Genomic DNA, 23851 nt, shown 5'->3' with positions numbered 1-23851 from the left:
TTTATTTTTAATAAGCTTTAGCAAAAAGCACTCGTTTTTTCGAAGGCTTACCCGAGTAGATGCAATACCCAGACTCTTCCTTGATATCCAATGGTATACAACGTATCGTTGCTTTGGTCTCTTCTTTGATACGCTCTTCAGTTTCGGGAGTACCATCCCAGTGTGCTGAGAGAAAACCTCCTTTAGTTTCTAACAATTCCTTGAACTCGTCATAGCTATTTACCTCGGTAATATGGGTATTGCGGTACTCCAAAGCTTTGTTGTACATATTGGATTGAATATTCTCTAAAAGCTGCTGAATATGAGCTACAATTTGGTCACCAGCTACTGTCTCTTTGGTAAGGGTATCGCGACGGGCTACTTCGAAGGTATTGTGCTCTATGTCGCGTTGTCCTACAGCTAAGCGTACAGGTATCCCTTTGAGTTCGTACTCGTGGAACTTAAAGCCAGGAGACTGTGTATCACGATCGTCGAATTTTACACTGATATTGTGTTTTTTGAGTTCTTCAATTAAAGGCTGAATATGGGAGCGCACTTTTTCTAATTGTTCTGCTCCTTTGTAGATAGGCACGATTACCACTTGTATAGGAGCCAATTTAGGAGGAAGTACTAATCCATTGTCATCGCTGTGGGTCATAATAAGGGCACCCATCAAACGGGTAGAGACGCCCCAAGAGCTCGCCCATACATATTCTTGTTTACCTTCTTTGCTCACATATTTCACGTCAAAGGCTTTGGCGAAGTTCTGTCCTAAGAAGTGTGATGTTCCTGCTTGCAGTGCTTTTCCGTCTTGCATAAGGGCTTCTATACAGTAGGTATCGTCAGCCCCTGCAAAGCGTTCGCTTTCACTTTTTACACCCTTTATTACAGGCACAGCCATAAAGTTCTCTACGAAGTTGGCGTATACGTTCATCATCTTTTGAGCTTCTTCTATGGCTTCGGCTTTAGTGGCGTGGGCGGTGTGTCCTTCTTGCCACAAGAATTCCGCAGTGCGAAGAAATAGACGGGTGCGCATCTCCCAGCGCACAACATTCGCCCATTGGTTGATGAGTATAGGCAAATCACGGTAAGACTGTATCCAGTTTTTGTAGGTGTTCCAAATAATTGCCTCTGAGGTAGGACGTACTATCAGCTCTTCTTCGAGTTTTGCTTCCGGGTCTACCATTAGTTTTCCTTTTTCATTAGGGTCGGCTTTAAGACGATAGTGGGTTACTACGGCACATTCTTTAGCAAAACCTTCAGCATTCTTTTCCTCTGCTTCAAAATAACTTTTGGGTACAAATAAAGGAAAATAAGCATTGGTGTGACCAGTTTCTTTAAACATACGGTCGAGTTCTGCTTGCATTTTTTCCCAAATAGCATAGCCGTAAGGTTTGATTACCATACAGCCACGCACGCCTGAACTTTCGGCTAAATCGGCTTTTACAACCAATTCGTTATACCATTTAGAATAGTCTTCACTACGTGATGTTAAATTCTTGCTCATATATTTTTTAAACTCTTTTTATAGGTTTTTTGGCTTTTCTCCTTACCACTTTGGTAGGATTTTCAGTGCCATTTTTAGGGTGTTTTTGTTTGTAGTAGTGTAGACAGCTTTCTATGTAAAAATCTCCTTGATTCCTGATAAGCCCTGCTACATTATCGTTAAACCATATCTCAGCTAAGTTAGCTTTTAGATATTTTGATATATCATTGCTGTTTCGTTTGAAATCTATGTTGATTTTACGCTCTTTTAAAAACTTTGAAAAGGCGTTGAGCATTTCTTTGGGCACTTTGTATCCCCCTATGAAATAAGACTTTTGTGGCTTATGGTTCTGAGAAGGGTGACTATCTAAATATTCAAACAAAAAGAAGTTCGTAAGTCCTGAGTTTAGCACTTCATTTACCATATAGGTTTCCGGTTTCATATCTACTGGTACATATACATCAGGGTAGATACCACCACCACCATACACTACTTTTCCTTTAGGAGTTGTAAACTTTAAAGAATCGGGGACTGTAGCATTATCTATTTGAAAGCTTCTGCGCTGGTGACGCAAGTTGTAGGGCTTTTGTATAGAGCGTCCTGTTGGAGTGTAGTAGCGAGCGGTAGTAAGGCGTACTGCCGAACCGTCAGGTAGAGGCATTTCGCTTTGTACTAATCCCTTGCCGAAAGTTCTACGTCCTACTATCACACCTCTATCGTTATCCTGTAAAGCCCCTGCTACAATTTCACTAGCTGAGGCGCTATTTTCATTGACAAGTACAAATATAGGTTTATTTTCGAATAACCCACCAGCAGTAGAATAGGTTTCTTCTATTTCTTTGCGATTATTTTTGGTAAATACAATCATCTTATCCTTTGCTAAGAACTCATCGGCTATCTGAATTCCAACATTGAGAAAGCCACCAGAATTATTACGCAAATCTAGAATTAAACTGTTAATACCTTCTTTTTCCAAAGCTTTAAGTGCTGAGTCAAATTCATCATTAGTAGTTTCGGCAAACCTATTCATACGTATATAGCCTAAAGTATCATTTACTTTGTAAAAACAATCAATGCTTTTAATAGGAATAAACTTTCGCTCAATACCTATTTTAAAAAGACTATCTTTACTTTTTCGGTAAATAGTTAAATCTACTTTTGACCCCATTTCTCCTTTGAGAATATTTTTGATTTTATCAGTATTTAAGTGTTTTTTAAACAAGGTATCTTTCCCTGCTATTAAAATACGATCACCAAAGCGAATGCCTTTGTGCATAGCATCACTTCCCTCAATAGGTTTGATTACGGCAATGGTATCTTTGTACATATAAAAGCTAATACCCACACCTACGAACTTACCACTCATCGTTTCGGCTACCTCTTGGATATCACTTTTAGAGATATAAGTAGAGTGAGGATCTAACTTGCGCAAAATACTGTTTATTGTGAGGTCTACAATACTATCGGTATTTACTTTATCTACATAGTCCTCTTCTATATAATCAATAAGTCTGTTTAATTTCACTTTATAAGGATTCTCTTGCACCGTATCTATATCAGTAATAGGCATAGGTACGGGTGGAGGAGGCTTGGGAATGTAAAAATTCGCAAGTTGTCTTCCTAAAACAAGCCCTAATGCTAAACTTAAGCCTATAAATATGGGGAGTATGTAGTGTTTGTTTTTCATCAAATAATTTTATTTGCCAAAGGCAGTAATCCCTTGTTTTATCCATTTGTAAAACTCATCGGGGTCATCGGTATCAAGGGTATATCCTATTGGGTCTACTAAGTTCTCTCCTTGGAGATTCATCAGCACGTAAAAGGGTTGTGTATTGGCTTTGTAATGGAGGGTTTGAAACTCACTCCATTTTTGTCCAATGGTTTTTATCATCTTGCCTTCTCTAATCTGTGAAGGTCTCACTTCGCTTTCGGGTAGCGGACGTTTATCGTCTACGTACAACGAAATTAATACCACCTCATTTCTAAGAGCATCGAGCACTTGAGGGTTAGGCCATACGTTTTGTTCCATTTTGCGGCAGTTTACACAAGACCAGCCAGTAAAGTCTAACAATACGGGTTTGTTCACTTGTTTGGCATAAGCTAATCCTTTTTCATAATCATCAAAAGTAACGATATTGTGAGGTTTGAACAAGTGCGCTCCTTCAGGAAGAGCACCTTCATCTACGCTCGCACTACCTCCGTCAGCGGTATAGCCTACACCGTAAGGCGATTCGCTATAATGTTGCGGAGGAGGAAAAGCATTGATAAGGTTGAGTGGTGCCCCCCATAACCCCGGAATCATATAAACCGTAAAACTAAGGGTTAATAAGCCTAATAGCAGGCGACCTACTGAAATACGGTCGGTGGCATCGTCGTGAGGCAAACGTATTTTTCCAAAAAGGTAGAGTGATAAGGCACCAAAAACTGCAATCCAAATAGCAATAAATACTTCGCGTTCTATCCAATGGTATTGCAATACCAAATCAGCATTAGAAAGGAATTTGAATGCTAATGCCAATTCTAAAAATCCCAATACCACTTTCACGGTGTTCATCCAACCACCTGATTTAGGCAAGGAGTGCAACCAACCAGGGAAGGCTGCGAACAAGGCAAAAGGCAAGGCAATTGCCAATGAGAAGCCGAACATACCAATAATAGGAGCGATCCCCCCTTCGGAGGCAGCTTGTACTAACAAAGTACCTACAATAGGACCTGTACACGAGAATGATACGATAGCTAACGCCAACGCCATAAAGAAGATACCTATAAAACCACTGCGATCGGCTTGAGCATCTACTTTGGTACTCCACGAGCTGGGCAAAGTAATTTCAAACGCACCTAAAAACGAAATGGCAAATACTACCAATATCAAGAAAAAGATGAGGTTAAACCAGAAGTTGCTTGCCAAAGCATTCAAAGCATCTGCACCAAAGATAGCAGTAATAGCTGAGCCCAACAACACGTAAATCACAATAATAGAAATACCATAGATCACAGCATTCTTCACACCTTTAGCTTTAGTTTTGCTCTGTTTGGTAAAATAACTCACCGTCATAGGAATCATTGGGAATACACAAGGAGTGAGCAAGGCAGCAAAGCCAGAAAGAAAAGATATAAAGAATATTGTCCACAGACCTTGACGTGAGATAGGGGTAGTAGCAGGAGCTTTTGCTGTTGTAGTTTGACTTATAGTAGTTGCAGGAACTGTATTATTACTGTCTGTATTATTACCAAAAGTAAACTGAGGAGTTGCCACTTTGCTTGCAACGGGAGCTCCCGAAAGGAAAAACTCTAAATCTACTGTATCGGGAGGCAAACAGTTGCTATCGTCACAGCTCATAAACTCTACCGTTGCTTTTATAGAAGTTATAGGTTTTACTATTTTGATGCGTTGTTTGAAGACAGCTTGATTGTGAAAATAAGCAATTTCCATATCAAAAACCTTGTCGTGTTTTTGTATAGGTTTACTTTCTTCGGTCTTACCCATAAGCTCGAAGTTTGCGCTTTTTTCAAAGGCAAAGGAGGTAGGAATAGGTCCTTTAGGCGGAATGTTTTGTGCGTAGAGCTTCCAGCCAGCCTCAATGGAAGCTGTTGCTACCAAATAATATTCGTTATCGCTGATTTTTTCAACCGCTGTTTTCCATTTTACAGGGTTATGTATTTGAGCATTTGCTATTGCAACAAGTACTACGAATATCAGTGTTATTATTTTCTTCATTCGTTATTGAGTTTATGAGTGATAAAATTTAGAGTGCAAAATTACAACAAAATAATGATATGTACAATTTTTAATGATTAGAGAAATCATTAATCATTAATAAGCCTTGCCATATAGAAACCATCATATCCCGATTGATGAGCAAAAATCACTTCCTCAGCTTCTAAGCGATACTCTTTTCCTGCTTCTGAGGCTAAGAATTTTTCTATTTGTTGTTGGTTTTCACTAGGCAATATAGAACAAGTTGCATAGACAAGTTTGCCTCCTTTTTTTAGCAATTTACTGTACTGTTGTAAAATTTCTTGTTGAGTAGTGCGTATTTCGTCCAAGAATTCAGGTTGCAATTTCCATTTTGCATCTGGGTTACGGCGCAGTACGCCGAGTCCGCTACAAGGGGCATCAATGAGTACGCGGTCGAATGTGCCGTACATACGTTTGAGCTGTTTGGGTTCTATGAGTTTAGTTTCTATGTTAAAAACCCCGTTACGTCGTGCCCTGCGTTTGAGCTCTTGTAATTTCTGCTTGTAGATATCCATCGCTATAATCTGACCTTTGTTTTGCATTAGGGTAGCGAGGTGTAAGGTTTTACCTCCTGCTCCAGCACAAGTGTCAATCACACGTTTCACCTTGTCGTCTATCTGCATAAAGGGAGCTACTTTTTGAGAGGAAGCATCTTGTACCTCAAACAGTCCATCGGCAAAGGCTTGGGTTTTAAAGATATTGCTGCGTTCTACTAACTGCAAAGCATTGGGGTAATCGCGCAAAGGGTAAGTTTCTACTCCTTCTTGTCGCAAAAACTGTTGCAAGTGTTCTAAAGAAGTTTTAAGGGTATTCACGCGCAATACTACGGGAGCTAAACTGTTAAGAGCGTGCAATTCATCTGTCCACAACGTTTCTCCTAATTCTTGTGCTCCCAAAGTATCTAACCAGTCGGGTACTGATTCACGTAGCTTTCTCACCTTAGAGAGTTCGTCGAACTTGCCTTTGATACGACGGGCAGGAGTATCTTCAAAGTAATTTCCCCAATCGGGCAAAGCTATACTTTTGAGAGTCGCCCACACGGCAAACATACGGCGTAGGTTATGCACTGTAAAGGGTTCGTACACTTCGGCAATCTCGGCATAAAGTCGTTTCCAACGCACAATGTCGTAAATAGTTTCGGCAATAAAAGCTCTATCGCGGGTACCCCAACGCTTGTCTTTTTTTAGTTGTTTTTCTACTACCTTATCGGCGTATTGCCCTTCGTTAAAAATAAAGGTAAGTCCCTCTATTACGGCATCTACTAAGTTTCTGTGTAATTTCATTATACTAAAAATAAGACGGTAATTTTTGTATTACCGTCTCTTTACTTTATCTTTTTGAAGGGCGAATTACAATTCGCCCCTACAATATGATGCAAAAGTAACTTTAATAATTATTTAATTAAAAGAGCTGTGCAGTAAAGGTAAACAAGAAGTTACCGTAAGTTGATTTTATTTGAGCATTATCGGTAAGTATTGTTTCGTACATTTGGTATAGGTTTGTTTGTTTAGCAATGTCATAAGACGCATCTAAACGAATACCTCCTAAAGTAACTCCTGCTCCAAACGAATAGCCGGTGAGGTCGCCTACTGTAGCCACCTTTTTGCGATATGGACTTTGCTCGTAACGATAACCTCCACGAAGGCTTACATAATTGGTAGTTTCACCCGTTTTAAATGGAATACGAAACTCAGTTCCTATGCGTACAGTAGAGGTTTCTCCTAACTGATTTTCTATAACATCATTTTCAGCATTTTTTGCAGCAGACCTAAAGTGAAGATTTTTATAATCTTTATAAATATAATCTACACTTAGCATAGCATATCTACCAAATAAGTAAGCTGCACTTGCTGTCCAACTGCCTGGTGTACGAAATTTGTAGTCAGGAAGAGTAACAATCACTCTTGGATCCGCATAATTAGTACGGTTGTTAGTACTTAAATATTGTGTATACTCTTGATTAAAGGTATACCACGTAGGAGAAGTATAAGTTACTCCTAAGCGCAAGCTTTTAGTAGCTTTTACTATAGCTCCTAACTGAAAAGAAAATCCACTACCTGTAGTAGTATAATCATTTTCAAAATAAGCATTTGTTATAGTAGAAGTGCTTGCGTAAGTTTCCCAATGTGATAATTTGTCCTTTTGATTGATACGATGTGCATTTAGGTTAAGTCCTAAGTATAGAAAATCTTCGTATTGAGTTGAAAAATTAAAATTATACTTTGATACACCTCCGCTGGTAACACGCTCAAATCGTTGGTCAGCTCCGTTACTTACATTCTTATCATACTGTGTTTCTTGCAAAATAGCATCTGCAACAGCATCAGAATCTGTTGGTTTAACCTCATCTCTTCCTATGTGTGGACGAATAAGCCCTACATAATGTCCTAAGAGTGCATTTCTATAACGGAAAGCTCTATCTCCTGCTAATCTTCCCATATCAAAATAAATATCTTGGAGAGTATTTCTCTCTATTACTCGTTTATTTTGATAGGTTTCTAATAACAAGTTTTGTTGCTTTATACCATCAGCAAAATATTTAAAATAATCTCCCAAATTTTTGTTTGCGCTTCCAGAAAATGAGAAGTTACTAGCATCAAAATTTTTAGTATTTTGGTAATTAAAACCAAAAGAGACTTTTCTCCATCCTGAAGAGCTAACTTCAATAGGAAATACAACTCCGAACTGATTAATATTAAAGTCAGTATCTCTATTATTAGTTTGAGTACCATTATAAGTAATCTTATTTTTAGTAACATTACTTTGCAAAGTACCTCCTATTTGTGCTCCCGAAAAAACAGAACTTCCAGCAGGATTGATATTGATAGCTGAAAAGTCACCTCCTATAGCTCCAAAGGCACCACTCATTCCTTTAAAACGAGCTGTTCCTGTAAGGTCTTCTGTTGAATAACGCAAGGCATCTTTATAATTTTGAGCTGATACGTTATAGACTACCAAAGACAATATTGTAAATAGTATTTTTTTCATATAATTTTACTTTTTAAGTTAGTAATCTCTTCTTGTAGTACCAGCTCCTGAAGGTTGATTGTTACTTCCCCCAGAATTGCCACTTCCATAATTTCCTCCTGAGTTGTATCGACCGCTGTCATAACTTCTCCCTGAATCATACTGAGGGGAAGAATAACCCCGATTATAATTATTGTTCTGATTGTAGTTATTATTCTGGTTGCTACTGCGATACCTTCCTTCATCATAAGGACGACTATAGGTATTTCTTGAACGATTATCATAAGAAGGATAGTCTCTGCGATTATCATCACGAGGTGTGTCACCTGTGTATGATCTTCTATAACCTCTTTCTCTTACACGATAATCGCTGTCATAGTATCTTCTGTCGTAATAATGGTCATAGTACCCACCATAAGGATAATATCCATAGTATGGGTATCCGTAATATCCATAATAAGGATAGCCATAGTAACCGTAGTAAGGATAGTAACCTCCGTAGTAACCACCCCAATAAGGGTCGTAGTAATTACCCCAGCCCCAACCTAAGGAAAAGCTCCAGCCAGAGCGATAAGGGCGATAGTAAGGGTAGTCGTAATAGCTATAATAAGGATACCAAGCTCCGTAGCCCCAATAGTTATTCCAGCCGTAATAAGGATTTATCCAACCGTTATTATACACATTTACATTCACTCGTGAAGGGTTACTGCCCCAACCTCCGTAAGAGGAGTTGCCTATATAGGCATTGGAGCGATAGCTGTTCACATCGGTGAAATGCGTAAAACTACTGTCAGTTTTTTGTTGATATTGTTGTGCTTTCTCACTGAAAAAATCCTTATATTTATTAGGGGTATAACGGTTTTCAGGAGGATAGTCATAACGTTCAGGATAGCTTTCTCTCTCCACATATCTTACCCTTTCGGGTACAGGGTCGTTATAGATACCATCGGCATAGTAATAACCTACGCACGAGGTAAGTGCTAATGAGGCTACCAGACCTAAGGTGAGGTATCTCATCGTTTTTCTGAGGTTAAAATTCTTTTTCATTGTCAATCGTTTTTAGTTAATAGTGTGTAATTAATGGTTTATGGTCAATGGTTAGTGCTTAATGAATGTAAATCAATTTCTGTGCCAAAATCTATTTACTTCTCACTCTTCACTTTTTACTTCTTTTAGTTGGGTACCCCAAAAGAGAACCTTTTCGCCAAAAGTTTCAGCAGACTGTTGTAGGAGTTTAGGAATAGTGTGCTCAATGAAATGCAATAACTGGGCGGGTGAAGTAGTTTCGTGATGAATGGCATAGTGTTTTTCAGGTACGTCCAATACTTTAAACACTCGTACTCTCTCTATGGCTTTATTAGTGTTTATAGTAGGTAAATAAACGTTTTGTAGCCATTCTTGCCACTGGGGGAATACCTCATCGCTTATCACCACTGTTAAATTATATACATACATTACCCATTTATTTTTTGCAAAGATAATAAATAATTCATAACTTTGCAACCAATTTATAAATAAATTAAAAACGTATGGCAAGTATTCGCAATTTAAAAAAGGACATCAACTACGTGTTGGGTGATATTATTGATGCAGTGTATTTCACAGGAAAGATGCAAACAGAAGGAGGTAAAGCTCTTGTAACCGAAATTCTCAACGATTTTGATACGCTTATCGATAAAGTAGCCGATAAAACAGTGGAAAACAGAGGCGCTCACCTCAAACAAGTGAGAAGAGACTTTGAACAAAAAGCAGGGGCTCTTATCGAGAAACTCAACGCATTACCATAAGTTAGAAATATAGCTTAAACACTGAAAAAGTTTATTTGTAAGAGTATTGCAAAATACCCTTATGGGGTGGTTTGTGTCTGTTTTTGAGAAAGAGATACAGAAGATAAGTTTGGCAAAAAGTATGCAATAAGCCCCATCAAAGGCAAGAAAGAACATAGTTTATAAACGAAGTCAATACTGGTTATGTCTATCAATTTGCCTAATACTGCCGAAGCCAATCCGCCCATACCAAAAGCAAAACCGTAGAAAAAGCCTGAAATCATTCCTATTTTCTGGGGCAAAAGCTCTTGTGAATAGACTAAAATAGAGGCAAAAGCCGATGAGATGATAAACCCTATCAGCACGATGAGTACTGCCGTAGTGGTGGCATCGGCGTAAGGCAACCAAAGCGCAAAGGGGGCAGCCCCTAAGATTGAAAACCAAATAATAAATTTTCTTCCTACTTTATCACCTAAAAAACCTCCAACAAGTGAGCCCGCAGCTACTGCTCCTAAAAAGTAAAATAGGTATACCTGTGCCTCAGCATTACTAAATCCGAATTTTTTAATAGTATAAAACTGAAAGTAATTGTTGATAGCTGCTGTATAGAAGTTCTTGGAGAATACTAGCAACATCAATATAATCATAGAGTTGCGAATTTGTGCACGAGTGAGATTGGGCAACACTACAGGTTTTTTAGCTTTCTTTTTGAGCAATTTAAGCAGAATGCTACGCCATTTGCCTATGAGGAGCAGTATAAGCATTGCAAAGATAGAGAACCCTGCAAACCATATTAAATTGCCTTGATGGCTTTCTTCTATAACTCGTCCGTCGATTACTTTTTTGCTGAACAATAGTAATATCACCAATAGAGGAGCTAAGGCTGTCCCAAAGTTGCCACCCAACTGGAAGATAGCTTGTGCGAACGAGCGTCTGCCTCCTGAGGCTAAAAATGCTACTCTGGACGATTCAGGGTGGAATACCGATGAACCTACCCCTATGAATACTACCGAGCACAGTATAGCTGTATAGCTACTCGCCAACGATAAACTCACGATTCCCATAGTGGTAAATGCCATTCCCAATACTTGTGAGTAGGGCTTAGGGTGCTTATCGGTATAATTGCCTACTAAGGGTTGCAATATAGAGGCTGATAGTTGGTAACAGAGTGTAATCACCCCTACTTGCGCCATTGTGAGAGCATATTTGCTTTGCAGAGCAGGATAAATAGACGGAATGACCCCTTGAATGAGGTCATTGAGTCCGTGTGCTAGGGCGATAAGCAGTAAAATGCGATATTGTGGTTTGTTTTCTTGATACATTTTAAGCGTAGAACAACTGTGTGAGTACCGAGTTAGAAAGGATAATCACTATACTTGTCCATACAAACGAAACGGTACTTGCTTTCCCAACGTCCAGTGCACCTCCTTTCATATAATAGCCGTGATAGGACGGGATAGTAGCCAAGAAGAAGGCAAATACTATCGTTTTGGTGAAAGCGTATATCATACTGTAAGGTTTGAAGTCGTATTGTACTCCTTGCACAAATTCGGCAGAGGTGGTATAACCACTCATCACCGCTGAAGCCCAGCCTCCTAATACGCCTAAGTACATACCTAAGGCGATGAGAAAAGGCATTAACATTAGGGCTACTATTTTGGGGAATACTAAATAATTCACTGAGTTTACTCCCATAATATCAAGAGCGTCTATCTGTTCGGTCACGCGCATAGTACCTATACTGGAAGTGATAAACGATCCTATTTTTCCTGCCAAGATAATAGCTGTAAAGGTGGGGGCAAACTCCAATACAATAGATTGGCGAGTGGCGAAACCTATAAGGTATTTAGGAATAAAAGGGTTATCGATATTTAGAGCGGTTTGTACTGCTACTACCCCTCCTACAAAGAAAGAGATAAAAGTCACGATACCTATTGACCCAAATATTAAATCGTCTATCTCACGCAAGATAAGGTCTTTCATTATCGACCAGCGGGTACGTTTGCGAAAGACATCATAAAGCATTATAAAATAGCCTCCTACGGCTGCAATGTGTTTCATACGTTGTTTAAAAAGCGTTTATTAGTGTTTAAAATGTCGTACTCCTGTGAATACCATTCCCATTTGGTGAGCATCGCAATAATCGATACTGGCTTGGTCTTTGATAGACCCCCCAGGTTGTATCACCGAACGGATACCTTCGTTGTGAGCGATTTCTACACAATCGGGGAAGGGGAAGAAGGCATCGCTTGCCATTACTGCATCGTTGAGGTCAAACTGAAATTCTTTAGCCTTTTCAATAGCTTGTTTAAGAGCATCTACACGACTGGTTTGTCCTGTACCACTTGCAATGAGCTGTTTATTCTTTGCCAATACAATGGCATTCGATTTGGTATTCTTACATATTTTAGAAGCAAAGAAGAGGTCTTCGAGCACTTCGGCTGACGGTTTTACAGCAGTTACGTATTGTACATCTTCTATGCTATCGGTTTTGAGGTCTTTTTCTTGTACCAAATAGCCGTTGAGACACGAGCGCACACTTGTTGTAGGCATTTTGGCTTTCTTCTGTACTAAAATAATACGGTTTTTCTTCTGTTCGAGTATTTTTAGGGCTTCATCGCTGTAAGAAGGTGCAATGATTACCTCAAAAAACAGCGAGTGAATGGTTTCGGCGGTAGCTGAATCTATCTTAGTATTAGAGATGAGAATGCCACCAAAAGCCGATACGGGGTCGCCTGCGAGAGCATCTTTATATGCCTCGTGAATAGTTTTGCGTGTTGCTACCCCGCAAGCATTGTTGTGTTTCAGTATGGCAAAAGTAGGGTCGTCACCTACAAATTCAGCCATTAAGTTTACGGCGGCATCTACATCTAACAAATTGTTATAAGAGAGCTCTTTGCCGTGTAGTTTATCGAAAAGGGCATCGAAATTACCGTAAAATTCTCCTTTTTGATGAGGATTTTCGCCGTAGCGTAATACTTGTCCGTCGCACTCGCTAATTGCTAAGGTAGGAATTTCTTCTGTTTGATTAAAATAGTTGAAGATAGCGGTATCGTAGTGTGAGGATACTCGGAAAGCCTTAGTAGCAAAGGAGTGGCGCTCTTCCAAAGTAGAGCTACCGTGCTGTTCGTTTAAGATGTACAAAAGGTCAGCATATTGGTTTACCGATGCCACACAAAGTACATCTTTATAGTTTTTGGCAGCTGCACGAATAAGCGAAATACCTCCTATATCTATCTTTTCAATAATCTCTTGCTCGCTAGCTCCGCTGGTTACTGTTTTTTCGAAAGGATATAAGTCTACAATCACTATATCGATTTGAGGGATAGCATATTGCTTCATTTCTTCAGTATCTTGTGCATTATCCTGACGGTTGAGGATACCTCCGAAGATTTTAGGGTGGAGCGTCTTGACACGTCCGCCGAAAATGGGAGGATAATCGGTGATAGATTCGACGGGAACTACCTCTACGCCTAATTTCTTGATAAAATCTTCAGTACCTCCTGTGGAGTAAATAGTAATTCCTAAGGTTTTCATTCTGTGAATGATAGGCTCTAATCCTGTTTTGTCGAAAACAGATATTAAGGCAGATTTTGCTTGTTTTGCAGTGCTCATTTGGAAAAAAAAAGGTTTCATTTTAGGCTACAAAAATACTACTTTTTATCAATACCAAGCAAACAAAAGATAAAAAAAATGCCAATAATACCGGAAATTAGGAAATGAGAAAATGAGGAAATGAGAAAATGAGGTGCGAGGTTGAGTTAGAGGAATGAGGCTGTGCCTCAGAAATTGAACAAATTTTAAACAAAATCAAGGCTACGCCTTGTGAAATGGGGAGAGAGGTTGGTCGGAGTTTTTGGAGAATCTTAGAGAGGTTCTGAACTTTCGGAAGATATCGGAGAGATTCGGAAGAAGGTTAAGAGGGATTTTGATGAAAAAAGGGTGTAAGGAGGGTGGGGGTAGCTTATAGAGAGCTTATAGGAAGCTTATACGAATCTTGGACGATTGGTATAGAAAGGGTATATAAGTGGTTGATTAATAATATGATACAACAAGGGTAAAAATGTTAAAAACAGGGTTTCGAGACGAAAGAAAGAGGAAGAGGTGATAGGCCTTAGGCTATAAGCAGTAGGGGAGAGTATGACGGAAAAGATGAAGTGTAGTGACGAAGAAGCGGAGGAAAGAAAAAAATATTTCGTATTTAATTAAAAAAATAATGTACATTTGCAAAAAAGAAATACAAGTATAACTGACCTATGTTTATTTATTTGCAGCTATTAAAGGAGAGTTTTAACTTCGCAATCAAATCGTTGCGAGACAATAAGCTCCGCACTTTCCTTTCGTTATTGGGTGTAACGGTGGGAATCTTCTCTATTATATCGGTATTAGCGGCGGTTGATTCGCTGAATAGAAGTATTCAGGAGAGCCTTTCGGGGTTAGACAAGAATATGATAAACGTCTCTAAATTCTCTTTTGCTCCTACCGATGTACCCCGTTGGCAACGCTTGAACTTTCCGCAAGTTAGCTATCAGGAATACGAATTTATGAAACGCGAAATACCTAATACTGAAGCTGTGGTGTATGAATTGTTTGGGGTATTTTCGACGATAAAATACAATGGCAAAACGATTCCGTCGCCTACTATACAATCTACTTCGGCAGGAGTTGAACAAATAAGTGATATTAGGATAGAAAAAGGTAGGTTTTACAACGAAGCTGAAGCGAATGCCGGTACTGCGGTAGTTATATTAGGGCATAATCTGGCTGAACAGCTTTTTGGTGAGGAAGACCCTATGAATAAAGAGATACGCATTTTTGGTCGCCGACTCACAGTTATTGGGGTACTGAAAAAATATGGCGAACTGGGGGGAGGTCCCGATGATAATGCTTATGTGCCAGCTAATTTCGTAAGAGGATTTATGAATACAGGTCCACAAGGGCTACCCAGTGGAGTAGTGTTAAAGCCTAAAAAAGGGGTGGATATGGCGGAGTATGAAGCTGTATTGCGCCAGAAATTCCGTGCTTATCGCGGACTCAAACCTGAGGATATAGATAACTTTTTCGTCAATAAAATATCGTCGTTTACCGATATGATAGACGAGACGATTAGTATGATGAATGTGGTGGGCTGGATTATAGGAGGCTTTTCAATCTTGGTAGGGGGCTTTGGTATTGCTAATATTATGTTTGTGAGCGTGAAAGAACGCACGAGCCTTATAGGAGTACAAAAGTCGTTAGGAGCTAAAAACCAGTTTATCTTGTTTCAGTTTTTGTTTGAAGCGGTGCTTTTGGCTATCATCGGAGGACTTTTTGGGTTGTTCTTTGTGTGGTTACTTACCTTTATAATTCCGAGTAGTACTGATGGGTTTAATTTTGTGCTATCGTTTAAGAACGTAGCGATAGGCTTAGGAATCTCGTTTGTAGTAGGTTTACTTTCGGGTATTATACCTGCATCGTCGGCTGCACGGCTCAATCCTGTGGAAGCGATTAGAACCGGACAGTAATGTAAAATGATTTTAATATATTTAGTAAGAAAAGAAATTTTATAGGAAGAAAAAGAGAAATATAACTCTCTCATTTTCTACAAGTAAAAAAATAATTAACAATTCATCTTAAAATTTAACACTTTTTTTATGGAGTATGTCAAAAATATTTACTTATTTTGTAGCGAAGAAAGGTGAGAACCTTGCTTGAGAAACTGAGTTTACTAATCAACTAAATTTTTAACCTATGTCTATCAACGCCTTTATTATTTATCTTTCGATAGAGATGAAATATTCTGACCATACAGTTGAGGCTTATAAACACGACCTTAGGAGTTTTGAGAAGTTTATTAAGAGTCTATATGAGGAAAAGGGGGAAGATTGCTGTTTAGAACAAGCTGACCAAGAAGATATAAAGAAATGGATTATACACTTATCGGATGAAACTATTTCATTTAGGAGTATCAATAGGAAGTTATCGGCTTTAAAGACTTATTACAATTTCTTGAAGAAGACGAAACAAATAGAAATAAGTCCGTTTGAGAAAGGCATATTTTTATTGAAAACGGAGAAGAAGCACAAGTTGCCTTTTTCGGAAGCTGAGATTGAAAAGGTGTTGTCTTTTTTTTCATCGAAGGATTCATTTGATGAAGTGAGGAATAGGGCAGTGATTGAGACGCTTTATGCTACGGGTATACGTCGCTCAGAGTTGTCTGGACTAAAAGTAAGCGATGTGGATTTTGAGCAAAAACAAATAAAAGTGCTTGGGAAAGGTGATAAAGAGCGGTATATACCTATTATTCCTGAGCTTGAAAACACTCTTAAAGAATATTTAGTTTTAAGAGAAGAGGTAAAGAATGAAAAAAGCCAGGATTATCTATTTTTAGTAAAGAATGGTAAAAAGATATATTCGACGCTGGTATACAGAATTATTAATTCGTATTTTAGTGTTGTAACAACAAAGAAAGATGTGAGTCCTCACGTATTGAGACACTCATTTGCGAGTCATTTGTTAGATAATGGAGCAGACCTTTATACTGTGAAGGAACTACTGGGGCATTCCAGCTTGGCTTCTACCCAAGTGTATACGAACACCAGCTTGGCTGAACTCAAAAAGCAGTATAAGAAAGCACACCCTCGGGCAAAAGGCAATAGCAATGAGGAAGAATAATTGAATTGTTAAACCTTAAATTTGTAAACATTATGAAAGTACACGTACACCCAGTTGATTTTACAGTCGACCAAAAATTAGTAGACTTTATTCAGAAAAAACTTGATAAGCTCGATAATTTTTACGATAGGATTATCGAAGCAGATGTGCATTTGAAGTTGGAAAATACCAATACCAAAGAAAATAAAATAGTAGAAGTGAAAGTACATATCCCAGGAGAAAGTCTTGTGGTAAAGAAACAGTTTAAGACTTTTGAAGAAGGGGTTGATAGTGCTATCACACCATTGGAAAGAATGTTATTAAAACACAAAGATAAGCACTAAAAACTTATGCAATAGAGAAGAGCAGAAGTTTTAAAGTTTGTTAAAAACTTTTTGAATACAAAAAAAAGTTATATCTTTGCCCCAGTTTTTGTATAATTATAAAATCAGAAAGTAATGAAAAGAAGCATTTTACTATTGGCTTCATTGGTTTTCTCTGGAGTCCAAGCACAACAGAATGACTATAACAAATGGTCTATTGATATAAATGGAGGGTTTAATAAACCTACCACTCCTTTTACAAGTGGGTATAGTACTAATACGCCTAATTTATGGAGCACAAATGCAGGTGTGCGCTATATGGCAAACAACAAGTTTGGGGTTCGCTTAGGCGGTGGTTACGACGTTTTTAAAAATGATGACGATACGCCTAATTTTGAATCTAGACTTTGGAATGTAAACTTACAAGGGGTAGCAAACCTTGCGAGTGTTCTTAGCTTTGAAGAATGGACAAGTGACTTAGGATTACTATTGCACGCAGGTTTTGGATATTCACAGCTTAATAGTGATTATATCTCTAAACCCGACCAAATAGCATTTCTTACAGTAGGTCTTACTCCTCAGCTGAGAATTTCTAACCGTATAGCTTTTTTGCTTGATGCCTCAATATACATCAATAGTAAGCAACAACTTACTTATGACACAAAATCAGCTAATGGACAACAAGGCTTCCAAGGAAACCACTTTACCCTTACTGCTGGTTTAAATATTGCTCTCGGTAAACACGGTAAACACGCCGATTGGGCAGCAACTTCTAAAAAAGACGAATTAGAAGAAGTAGCTCAACGCGTAGCTAACCTTGAAAATAACGTTGCTGACTTGAAGAGCGAAGTGGCTAACAAGCAAAACAAAATGAACGATGCCAATGGCAACAACGTTCCTGATGAAATTGAAAGCTACTTAAACGATAATTATAAAGCAAAAGATAAAGTAGGTGAAAACGGAGACGTAAAAGATGATGATGTAGCTGCTGACCTTATCAGAAAAGGTTATATCAATGCTTACTTTGATTTTAATTCATCTAAACCACAGATATCATCTTCTTGGGCTGTAGATTTTGTAGCTAAATATATGAAATCTAATCCTAATGCACACATTAATATTAATGGTTACGCTGATGAATTAGGAGGTACTCAGTACAACCAAACTTTATCACAAAAACGTGCTGATGCTGTGAAAGATTTGCTTGTGAAAGCAGGTATTGATGGCTCTCGTATTACTGCCGAAGGAAAAGGTGTTGATGCAAGTGTTGATAAGAACTCTTCAAGAGCACGTCAGTTAGCTCGTAAAACAACTTTTGAATTGAAATAGTAAGTATAATCGACTTAGAATAATAATGACAAATGCCCCCAAAGGTTAGTACTTTTGGGGGCATTGCTTTTTATGAGAAGGATTATCTATTTTAACGAACAAAGAGAAGGCTATAGCATAAAAGGATATGCAACTCTACTTACAAAATCATTGTATTAAATTCTTCTTCACTAATCATCTTCACACCTAATTGCTCGGCTTTTTCTTTCTTACTTGGTCCCATATTATCGCCTACTATCACGTAATTAGTTTTAGAAGAGATAGACGACCCTACTTTACCTCCGTGTTGTTCAATAAGGGCTTTGAGTTCCTCCCGTGAATACAAATGAAAGACCCCAGAGACCACAAAGGTAAGCCCTTTGAGGGCATCAGTTTGACCTTCGGTGGATTGTTCATTAATCGAAAACTGCAAGCCATAGCCTTTCAGCCTATCGATGAGTTGACGGTTGTAGTCATCAGCGAAGAAGTTTACTATACTGCTAGCTATTTGGTTCCCTATTTCATCTACTTCCACCAACTGTTCGATAGTGGCATTTTCTAGGGCTTCAATCGTTTTGTAGTGGCGTGCCAGCTTCTTGGCAACAGTCTCACCTACATACCTAATCCCCAAAGCAAAAAGCACGCGTTCAAAAGGTATTTCTTTTGATTTCTGAATACCTTTAACAATATTCTCAGCACTCTTTTGTGCCATACGCTCTAAGGGGAGCAATTTCTCTACGGTTACCTCATAGAGGTCAGCATAAGTATGGATAATACCGGCACGGAAGAGTTGTTCTACTGTCTCTTCACCTAAGCCTTCTATATCCATTGCTTTGCGTGAGATAAAATGCTGAATCTTACCCGTAATCTGGGGCGGACAGCCATAAGCATTAGGACAGTAGTGTTGCGCTTCGCCTTCGTTGCGTACCAACTCGGTACCACATTCAGGACAATGGGTGATATATTTCACGGGCTGAGCATCTGCTTCGCGCTTATCTAAGTTCACGCCTACAATTTTAGGGATAATCTCCCCGCCTTTTTCTACATATACCGAGTCGCCTATGCGAATATCAAGCTTTTCAATCTGGTCAGCATTATGCAATGAAGCGCGTTTTACTACGGTTCCCGCTAGCAACACGGGTTTGAGATTTGCCACCGGAGTAATAGCTCCCGTACGTCCCACTTGGTAGGAAATACTCTCTAAAACAGTGTCTACTTGTTCTGCTTTGAACTTGTAAGCCATTGCCCAACGCGGTGATTTTGAAGTATACCCCAACTCTTCTTGCTGGGCAATATTGTCTACCTTTACCACTACTCCATCAGTTTCATAAGGCAAAGTGTGGCGTTTGGTATCCCATTCATTGATAAAGTCCATCACTTCGGCAGTAGAATGGCACAATTTGGAAATATTAGGTACTTTAAAGCCCCATTCGCGCGCTTTTTCTAAACTCTCAAACTGACTCTTTATACCTGTGTTCCCTACCAAAAAGTACAACAAGCAATCCAAACCTCGTTTAGCAACCTCGGCAGTATCTTGCAATTTGAGACTACCGCTGGCGGTGTTACGAGGGTTCATAAAAGGGTCTTCGCCAGCTGCTATACGTTCCTTATTGAGGTTTTCAAAGGCTTTTTTAGGCATTACTATCTCCCCGCGAATGTAAAAACGTTCAGGGTAATCGCCTTTTAGTTGCAAGGGTACTGAACGAATCGTACGCACATTGGCGGTAATATCGTCACCTTGAATACCATCGCCACGAGTAGTAGCTTGTTTGAGCTTGCCATTTTCGTACAACAAATCTATAGAAGCACCGTCGTATTTCAGTTCGCAAGTAAAGTTAATTTGGTCACTGCCCAACGTCTTGATAATGCGCTGTTCCCATTCCTCTAAGTCTTCCTTAGAATAAGAGTTATCTAACGAGTACATACGGTATTCGTGTACTACGGTTGGAAAACTTTTAGTAACAGAACCTCCCACGCGTACAGTAGGCGAATTCTCATCGTAAAACTCTGGGTATGCTTGCTCTAAGGCTTGTAGTTCTTTAAGCTTTTGGTCGAACTCATAATCCGAAATCGTAGGATTGTCCAGCACATAGTAGTTATAATTGTGCTCATTGAGTTCCTCCCGAAGTTGTTGTATCTTTTCTTTCATAATTTTCCTTGTTACCTTTTACCTCTTACCTTTTACCTTAAAACCCTATCCGGCTCTTTGTTCTTCTCCCATTTTAGGTCTGAAAGCATTGAGGCTTTGATGCCGATAAAGAAATACCACGAACTGCGATAACCGAACGGAGTAAACTGAAAACTCATACGGAAACTGCTCAAATCGCGCTCAAAACGTAATTGGGTATAGGTGAATCCTTGGTTTACAAAGTCATAACCGCTCGAAACTCCTACTTGCCATTTAGGAGTGAGCGATACGTTGCCTGAGAACATTAGCGAGTTGTTGGATATCTTATTTTCGCGTGCCTGATTGCTATAAGTAAGCGAGTGTGCTAAGGTTATGTCCCAAGGGATAACTGCCTTGTAAAAGGTCTTCTTCTCATCTTTATCCTCGCCTTCTTTGCGGTTCTTATCCATATCCTGCACTTCGCTTAGTGGTTTCGACGACCCAAAGAGGTCATCAGTACGTCCTCCCGCTACGTTACCCGTCTGTTTGTCTTTATTCTTGTCTTTTTTATCTTTGTTCGAGAATGAATAGTTGGTAGAAATATTGGCATTAGTAAGCCTAAAAAGGCTACCGCCGTTGTCTATATTCCATTTCTCCATTTGTCGTCCGTTGTTGTCTATTGCATAAGGGTTCAGTGTTGCCCCAAAGTTCACCCCGAGCTTCCCGTTGAAGAACGAAGTACCCCCCGTAATGTTCAGCGGACTAAATTGCTTGGTAATCACGTTGTAGTTAGAACTGAAATTGAGACTGTTCAAGAGCATTACCTTTTTCGGCTCAGCATCAGTGCTATCTTTTTGTTTCACTTTGGCTTCAAAGGTGTTTGCCAATGAGAACCCTATCGATTGCGACTCACCCAAACTTGGCGTACCGTAGATACCCCCCTCAAAACGAGTGTATTGTGAGCGGTTGCCATAAGCGTCCGAAATATAATAATCGTAATACTGGTCAAAAGAAGGATTATAACCAAAACTCACCGAGGGTCGCATTACGTGGCGAATAGCTTGTATTTTAGCGTTCTTGCCAAAACGAAAAGTACCGTAGATAGTTGTACCGAGACTCGCCCCGAGGTTGTACGTCATAAAACGGTCAAAACCGCTGAGGGTGTCAATGCCCACCTTGCCCGTATTGCTGTTGAAGTCCTTACGGCGAATTGTCTTAAATTGCCACGTCTCGTTTACTGATGAGTTCAACCCTAAGGTAACGTATTTAAATAGCTTAGCAGTTGTACTCACTGGTATAGAGTGTCGCACCCCGTTTCTCGCCTCGTCAAACATTTTTTTAGTAAAGAACAAACTGTCATAGGTCGAAAAACGGTTATCAGCTTGCATACTGTACTGGAAATTCAAACTCTTGATAAGTCCTTTCTTCGTTTGTCCTTCACGGGCAAAAGGATAAATGCGCTCCATACTCGCACGCATCGAAGGGAGTGTCATATCAATACTTTTCGTATTCGTATTTTGTGAATGCGATGCCGATAGCGATAAGTTAATCGAAGGATACGCTGGGAACGTCTTGGAATACGAGATAGACGACATCATCGTATTGTTCAAAAAGTTCGACGTATTCGCTTGATTGTAGGATTCTTGATAATATCTACTGTTGCTCGATAGGTTCACCGAAGCCGAAAAGTTGGAATTAGGGTTGGCTTTGCCGTCTTTGGAATGCGACCACTGGATATTGTACATACGGCTACCTGAATAGTCAGGTAAACCCCTCATACTGTATATGTTATTCTCAAATGAAAGATTGAAGTTCCCTGAATACTTGTAACGCTTCACATAAGCCGATTGTGCCCTAAGCCCATAGCTACCATTGGTATAATAGTCACCCGTAAGCGAAAGGTCAAAATTGTCGCTAATTACAAAGTAATAACCTATGTTCTGCAAAAAATAGCCACGGTTATTCACTTCTCCAAAGGTAGGGAAGATAAGCCCCGAAGTGCGTCCCGATACCATAGGGTAATAAGCAAACGGAATAGCCAAAGGCGTAGGAATATCCACGATATACATATTGCTAAACCCTGCAATAACCTTCTTCTTAGGCACGAACTTCGCTTTGCGCACTCTGATGTAATAATCAGGGTCGTCGAGGTCTTCGGCAGTAGTAATAATCGCGTTTCTCATAAAGTAAGTAGAGTCATTCTCCTTCTTGATGATTTCGCCTTTTATGTTGTTTTCGTCCTGCTTAGTATAAGCATTGCGGATAATCGCCTTCTGGTTGCGGTAATTAAAACGTATCGAATCGGGCTCTATTACATCACTACCTTGCTTAAATACAGGGTGTTGGGTATATTCTCCCACGCTGTCTTTTAGGCGTCCGGCATACACTTCGCCTTTCTCATAGTTAATCACGTCTATTCCCGCAGTGATGTCAATATCAGTGTATTGCACATTAGTTTCGTTGTACAAGATGATTTCGTTCTTCACCTTGTTGAACACAATACTATCCTTAGCCTTGTATTTCACAATGTCTTCCAAGGCATTCTTAGGTTTTTTAATCGTATCGTTTTTAAGGGAATCTTTAGCTTTTTCCGAAGGTTTCTTAGGCTTGATACGTCGCCCACGGCGGTCGTTTTTAGGCTCTACAGTATCTTTTTTGATAGTATCGCGTACTGCCCACGCAGTTGTATAGTGAAAACTACCCGACTTAAAGGCGAATGATTCCGCATACCAAAGACAGGAGCTTACCACTAATAAGCTGATAATGAAAGTGAGTTGACGTTTATAATGTAACAAAGTTCTTTCTGTATAGTTTTATTGAGGGGTCAAAAATACAACTTTTTTTTGAATTAACTGCTATCTACGAAAAAATCAACTCCCAAAACACAAGATTTTACAAACAATACCCCTTCATTATAACCTTGTCACACTCACCTTTTTTTCTTTATGTCGTTACCCCGGAGATACTTGGAAAGTCTCAAAATCGCTTTTGCATCGCAAACTTTTCCATAATTTAAAACTTTAGTAAAGTTAAAATCTCCTCCACTTTTCCTCCACTTTCTCTGTCACCACACCCCTACTAAACTCCTCCCACAAATTTGCTAATTTTCAAATTTTCTAATTTGCTAATTCCCTTTTTTGTCATACTCCCTCCTACTGCCTATGGCCTAAGGCCTATCACCTCTTCCTATTTCTTTCGCCTCGAAACCCCGTTTTTAACATTTTTTACATCGCTGTATTATACTATGAGTCAACTTCTTATATACCCTTTCTATACCAATCGTCCAAGATTCGTATAAGCTTCCTATAAGCTCTCTATAAGCTACTCCCACCCTCCTTACACCCTTTTTTCGCCAAAATTCCTCTCAACCTTCTTCCGAATCTCTCCGATATCTTCCGAAAGTTCAGAACCTCTTTAAGATTCTCCAAAAACTCCGACCTACTTCTCTCCCCATTTCACAAGGCGCAGCCTTGATTTTGTTTAATATTTGTTTAATTTCTGAGGCACAGCCTCATTCCTCTAACTCAAGCTCGCACCTCATTT

General features: G+C 39.3%; 17 protein-coding genes. 5 read left to right on the top strand and 12 right to left on the bottom strand.

What is annotated here, in order from left to right; genetic code table 11:
• Window positions 1-7 precede the first annotated feature (7 nt).
• From proS to HMPREF1321_RS09920, 7 genes are all read right to left on the bottom strand, one after another.
• A complete protein-coding gene (proS, locus tag HMPREF1321_RS09950; protein WP_009422473.1) occupies window positions 8-1486 on the bottom strand; it encodes a proline--tRNA ligase in 1479 nt (492 codons plus the stop codon).
• A 7-nt stretch (window positions 1487-1493) separates the two neighbouring features.
• Window positions 1494-3152, bottom strand: a complete 1659-nt coding sequence (locus HMPREF1321_RS09945) for a S41 family peptidase (RefSeq protein ID WP_009420653.1) — start codon at window positions 3150-3152, stop codon at window positions 1494-1496.
• Between the two features lie 9 nt (window positions 3153-3161).
• The gene (locus tag HMPREF1321_RS09940; RefSeq protein ID WP_009422481.1) at window positions 3162-5183 is read right to left on the bottom strand and encodes a protein-disulfide reductase DsbD family protein; all 2022 of its coding nucleotides are present in this window, start codon (window positions 5181-5183) and stop codon (window positions 3162-3164) included.
• An 89-nt stretch (window positions 5184-5272) separates the two neighbouring features.
• Window positions 5273-6487 carry an RsmB/NOP family class I SAM-dependent RNA methyltransferase gene (locus HMPREF1321_RS09935; RefSeq protein WP_009422464.1) on the bottom strand — a complete coding sequence of 405 codons (1215 nt, stop codon included), beginning with the start codon at window positions 6485-6487 and terminating at the stop codon, window positions 5273-5275.
• 118 nt (window positions 6488-6605) lie between these two features.
• Window positions 6606-8192 carry an OmpP1/FadL family transporter gene (locus HMPREF1321_RS09930; protein ID WP_009411742.1) on the bottom strand — a complete coding sequence of 529 codons (1587 nt, stop codon included), beginning with the start codon at window positions 8190-8192 and terminating at the stop codon, window positions 6606-6608.
• An 18-nt stretch (window positions 8193-8210) separates the two neighbouring features.
• On the bottom strand, window positions 8211-9218 hold the full coding sequence (locus tag HMPREF1321_RS09925) for a hypothetical protein (protein WP_009422480.1): 1008 nt from the start codon (window positions 9216-9218) through the stop codon (window positions 8211-8213).
• Window positions 9219-9320: 102 nt separating this feature from the next.
• A complete protein-coding gene (locus HMPREF1321_RS09920) occupies window positions 9321-9626 on the bottom strand; it encodes a DUF4286 family protein (RefSeq protein ID WP_009422485.1) in 306 nt (101 codons plus the stop codon).
• 74 nt (window positions 9627-9700) lie between these two features.
• On the opposite strand from HMPREF1321_RS09920, the gene HMPREF1321_RS09915 reads away from it, so the two are divergent.
• Window positions 9701-9958, top strand: a complete 258-nt coding sequence (locus HMPREF1321_RS09915; RefSeq protein WP_009411745.1) for a hypothetical protein — start codon at window positions 9701-9703, stop codon at window positions 9956-9958.
• A gap of 59 nt (window positions 9959-10017) precedes the next feature.
• Here HMPREF1321_RS09915 and HMPREF1321_RS09910 read toward each other — a convergent pair whose 3' ends face one another.
• From HMPREF1321_RS09910 to purH, 3 genes are read right to left on the bottom strand one after another with little or no spacing between them, the layout of a single operon-like run.
• Window positions 10018-11259, bottom strand: a complete 1242-nt coding sequence (locus HMPREF1321_RS09910; RefSeq protein WP_009422487.1) for an MFS transporter — start codon at window positions 11257-11259, stop codon at window positions 10018-10020.
• A 1-nt stretch (window position 11260) separates the two neighbouring features.
• Window positions 11261-11998 carry an MlaE family ABC transporter permease gene (locus tag HMPREF1321_RS09905; RefSeq protein WP_009411747.1) on the bottom strand — a complete coding sequence of 246 codons (738 nt, stop codon included), beginning with the start codon at window positions 11996-11998 and terminating at the stop codon, window positions 11261-11263.
• 21 nt (window positions 11999-12019) lie between these two features.
• Window positions 12020-13552: a bifunctional phosphoribosylaminoimidazolecarboxamide formyltransferase/IMP cyclohydrolase gene (gene purH / locus HMPREF1321_RS09900; protein ID WP_009422469.1), complete on the bottom strand. Its 1533-nt coding sequence runs from the start codon at window positions 13550-13552 to the stop codon at window positions 12020-12022.
• A gap of 641 nt (window positions 13553-14193) precedes the next feature.
• Here purH and HMPREF1321_RS09895 point away from each other — a divergent pair.
• From HMPREF1321_RS09895 to HMPREF1321_RS09880, 4 genes are all read left to right on the top strand, one after another.
• The gene (locus tag HMPREF1321_RS09895; protein ID WP_009417773.1) at window positions 14194-15441 is read left to right on the top strand and encodes an ABC transporter permease; all 1248 of its coding nucleotides are present in this window, start codon (window positions 14194-14196) and stop codon (window positions 15439-15441) included.
• 226 nt (window positions 15442-15667) lie between these two features.
• Window positions 15668-16591 carry a tyrosine-type recombinase/integrase gene (locus HMPREF1321_RS09890; RefSeq protein ID WP_002671087.1) on the top strand — a complete coding sequence of 308 codons (924 nt, stop codon included), beginning with the start codon at window positions 15668-15670 and terminating at the stop codon, window positions 16589-16591.
• Between the two features lie 32 nt (window positions 16592-16623).
• A complete protein-coding gene (gene hpf, locus HMPREF1321_RS09885) occupies window positions 16624-16914 on the top strand; it encodes a ribosome hibernation-promoting factor, HPF/YfiA family (protein WP_002671089.1) in 291 nt (96 codons plus the stop codon).
• Between the two features lie 114 nt (window positions 16915-17028).
• Window positions 17029-18222, top strand: a complete 1194-nt coding sequence (locus HMPREF1321_RS09880) for an OmpA family protein (protein ID WP_009422499.1) — start codon at window positions 17029-17031, stop codon at window positions 18220-18222.
• A gap of 139 nt (window positions 18223-18361) precedes the next feature.
• Here HMPREF1321_RS09880 and ligA read toward each other — a convergent pair whose 3' ends face one another.
• Window positions 18362-20350, bottom strand: coding sequence for an NAD-dependent DNA ligase LigA (gene ligA / locus HMPREF1321_RS09875; protein WP_009422463.1), 1989 nt, complete (start codon window positions 20348-20350; stop codon window positions 18362-18364).
• A gap of 32 nt (window positions 20351-20382) precedes the next feature.
• Window positions 20383-23058 carry a putative LPS assembly protein LptD gene (locus HMPREF1321_RS09870; RefSeq protein WP_009422477.1) on the bottom strand — a complete coding sequence of 892 codons (2676 nt, stop codon included), beginning with the start codon at window positions 23056-23058 and terminating at the stop codon, window positions 20383-20385.
• Between the last annotated feature and the right edge of the window lie 793 nt (window positions 23059-23851).

Origin of the sequence: Capnocytophaga sp. oral taxon 412 str. F0487, assembly GCF_000271925.1 — a bacterium.
Lineage (GTDB): Bacteria > Bacteroidota > Bacteroidia > Flavobacteriales > Flavobacteriaceae > Capnocytophaga > Capnocytophaga ochracea.
This window is presented reverse-complemented; position numbering and strand designations above follow the sequence as displayed.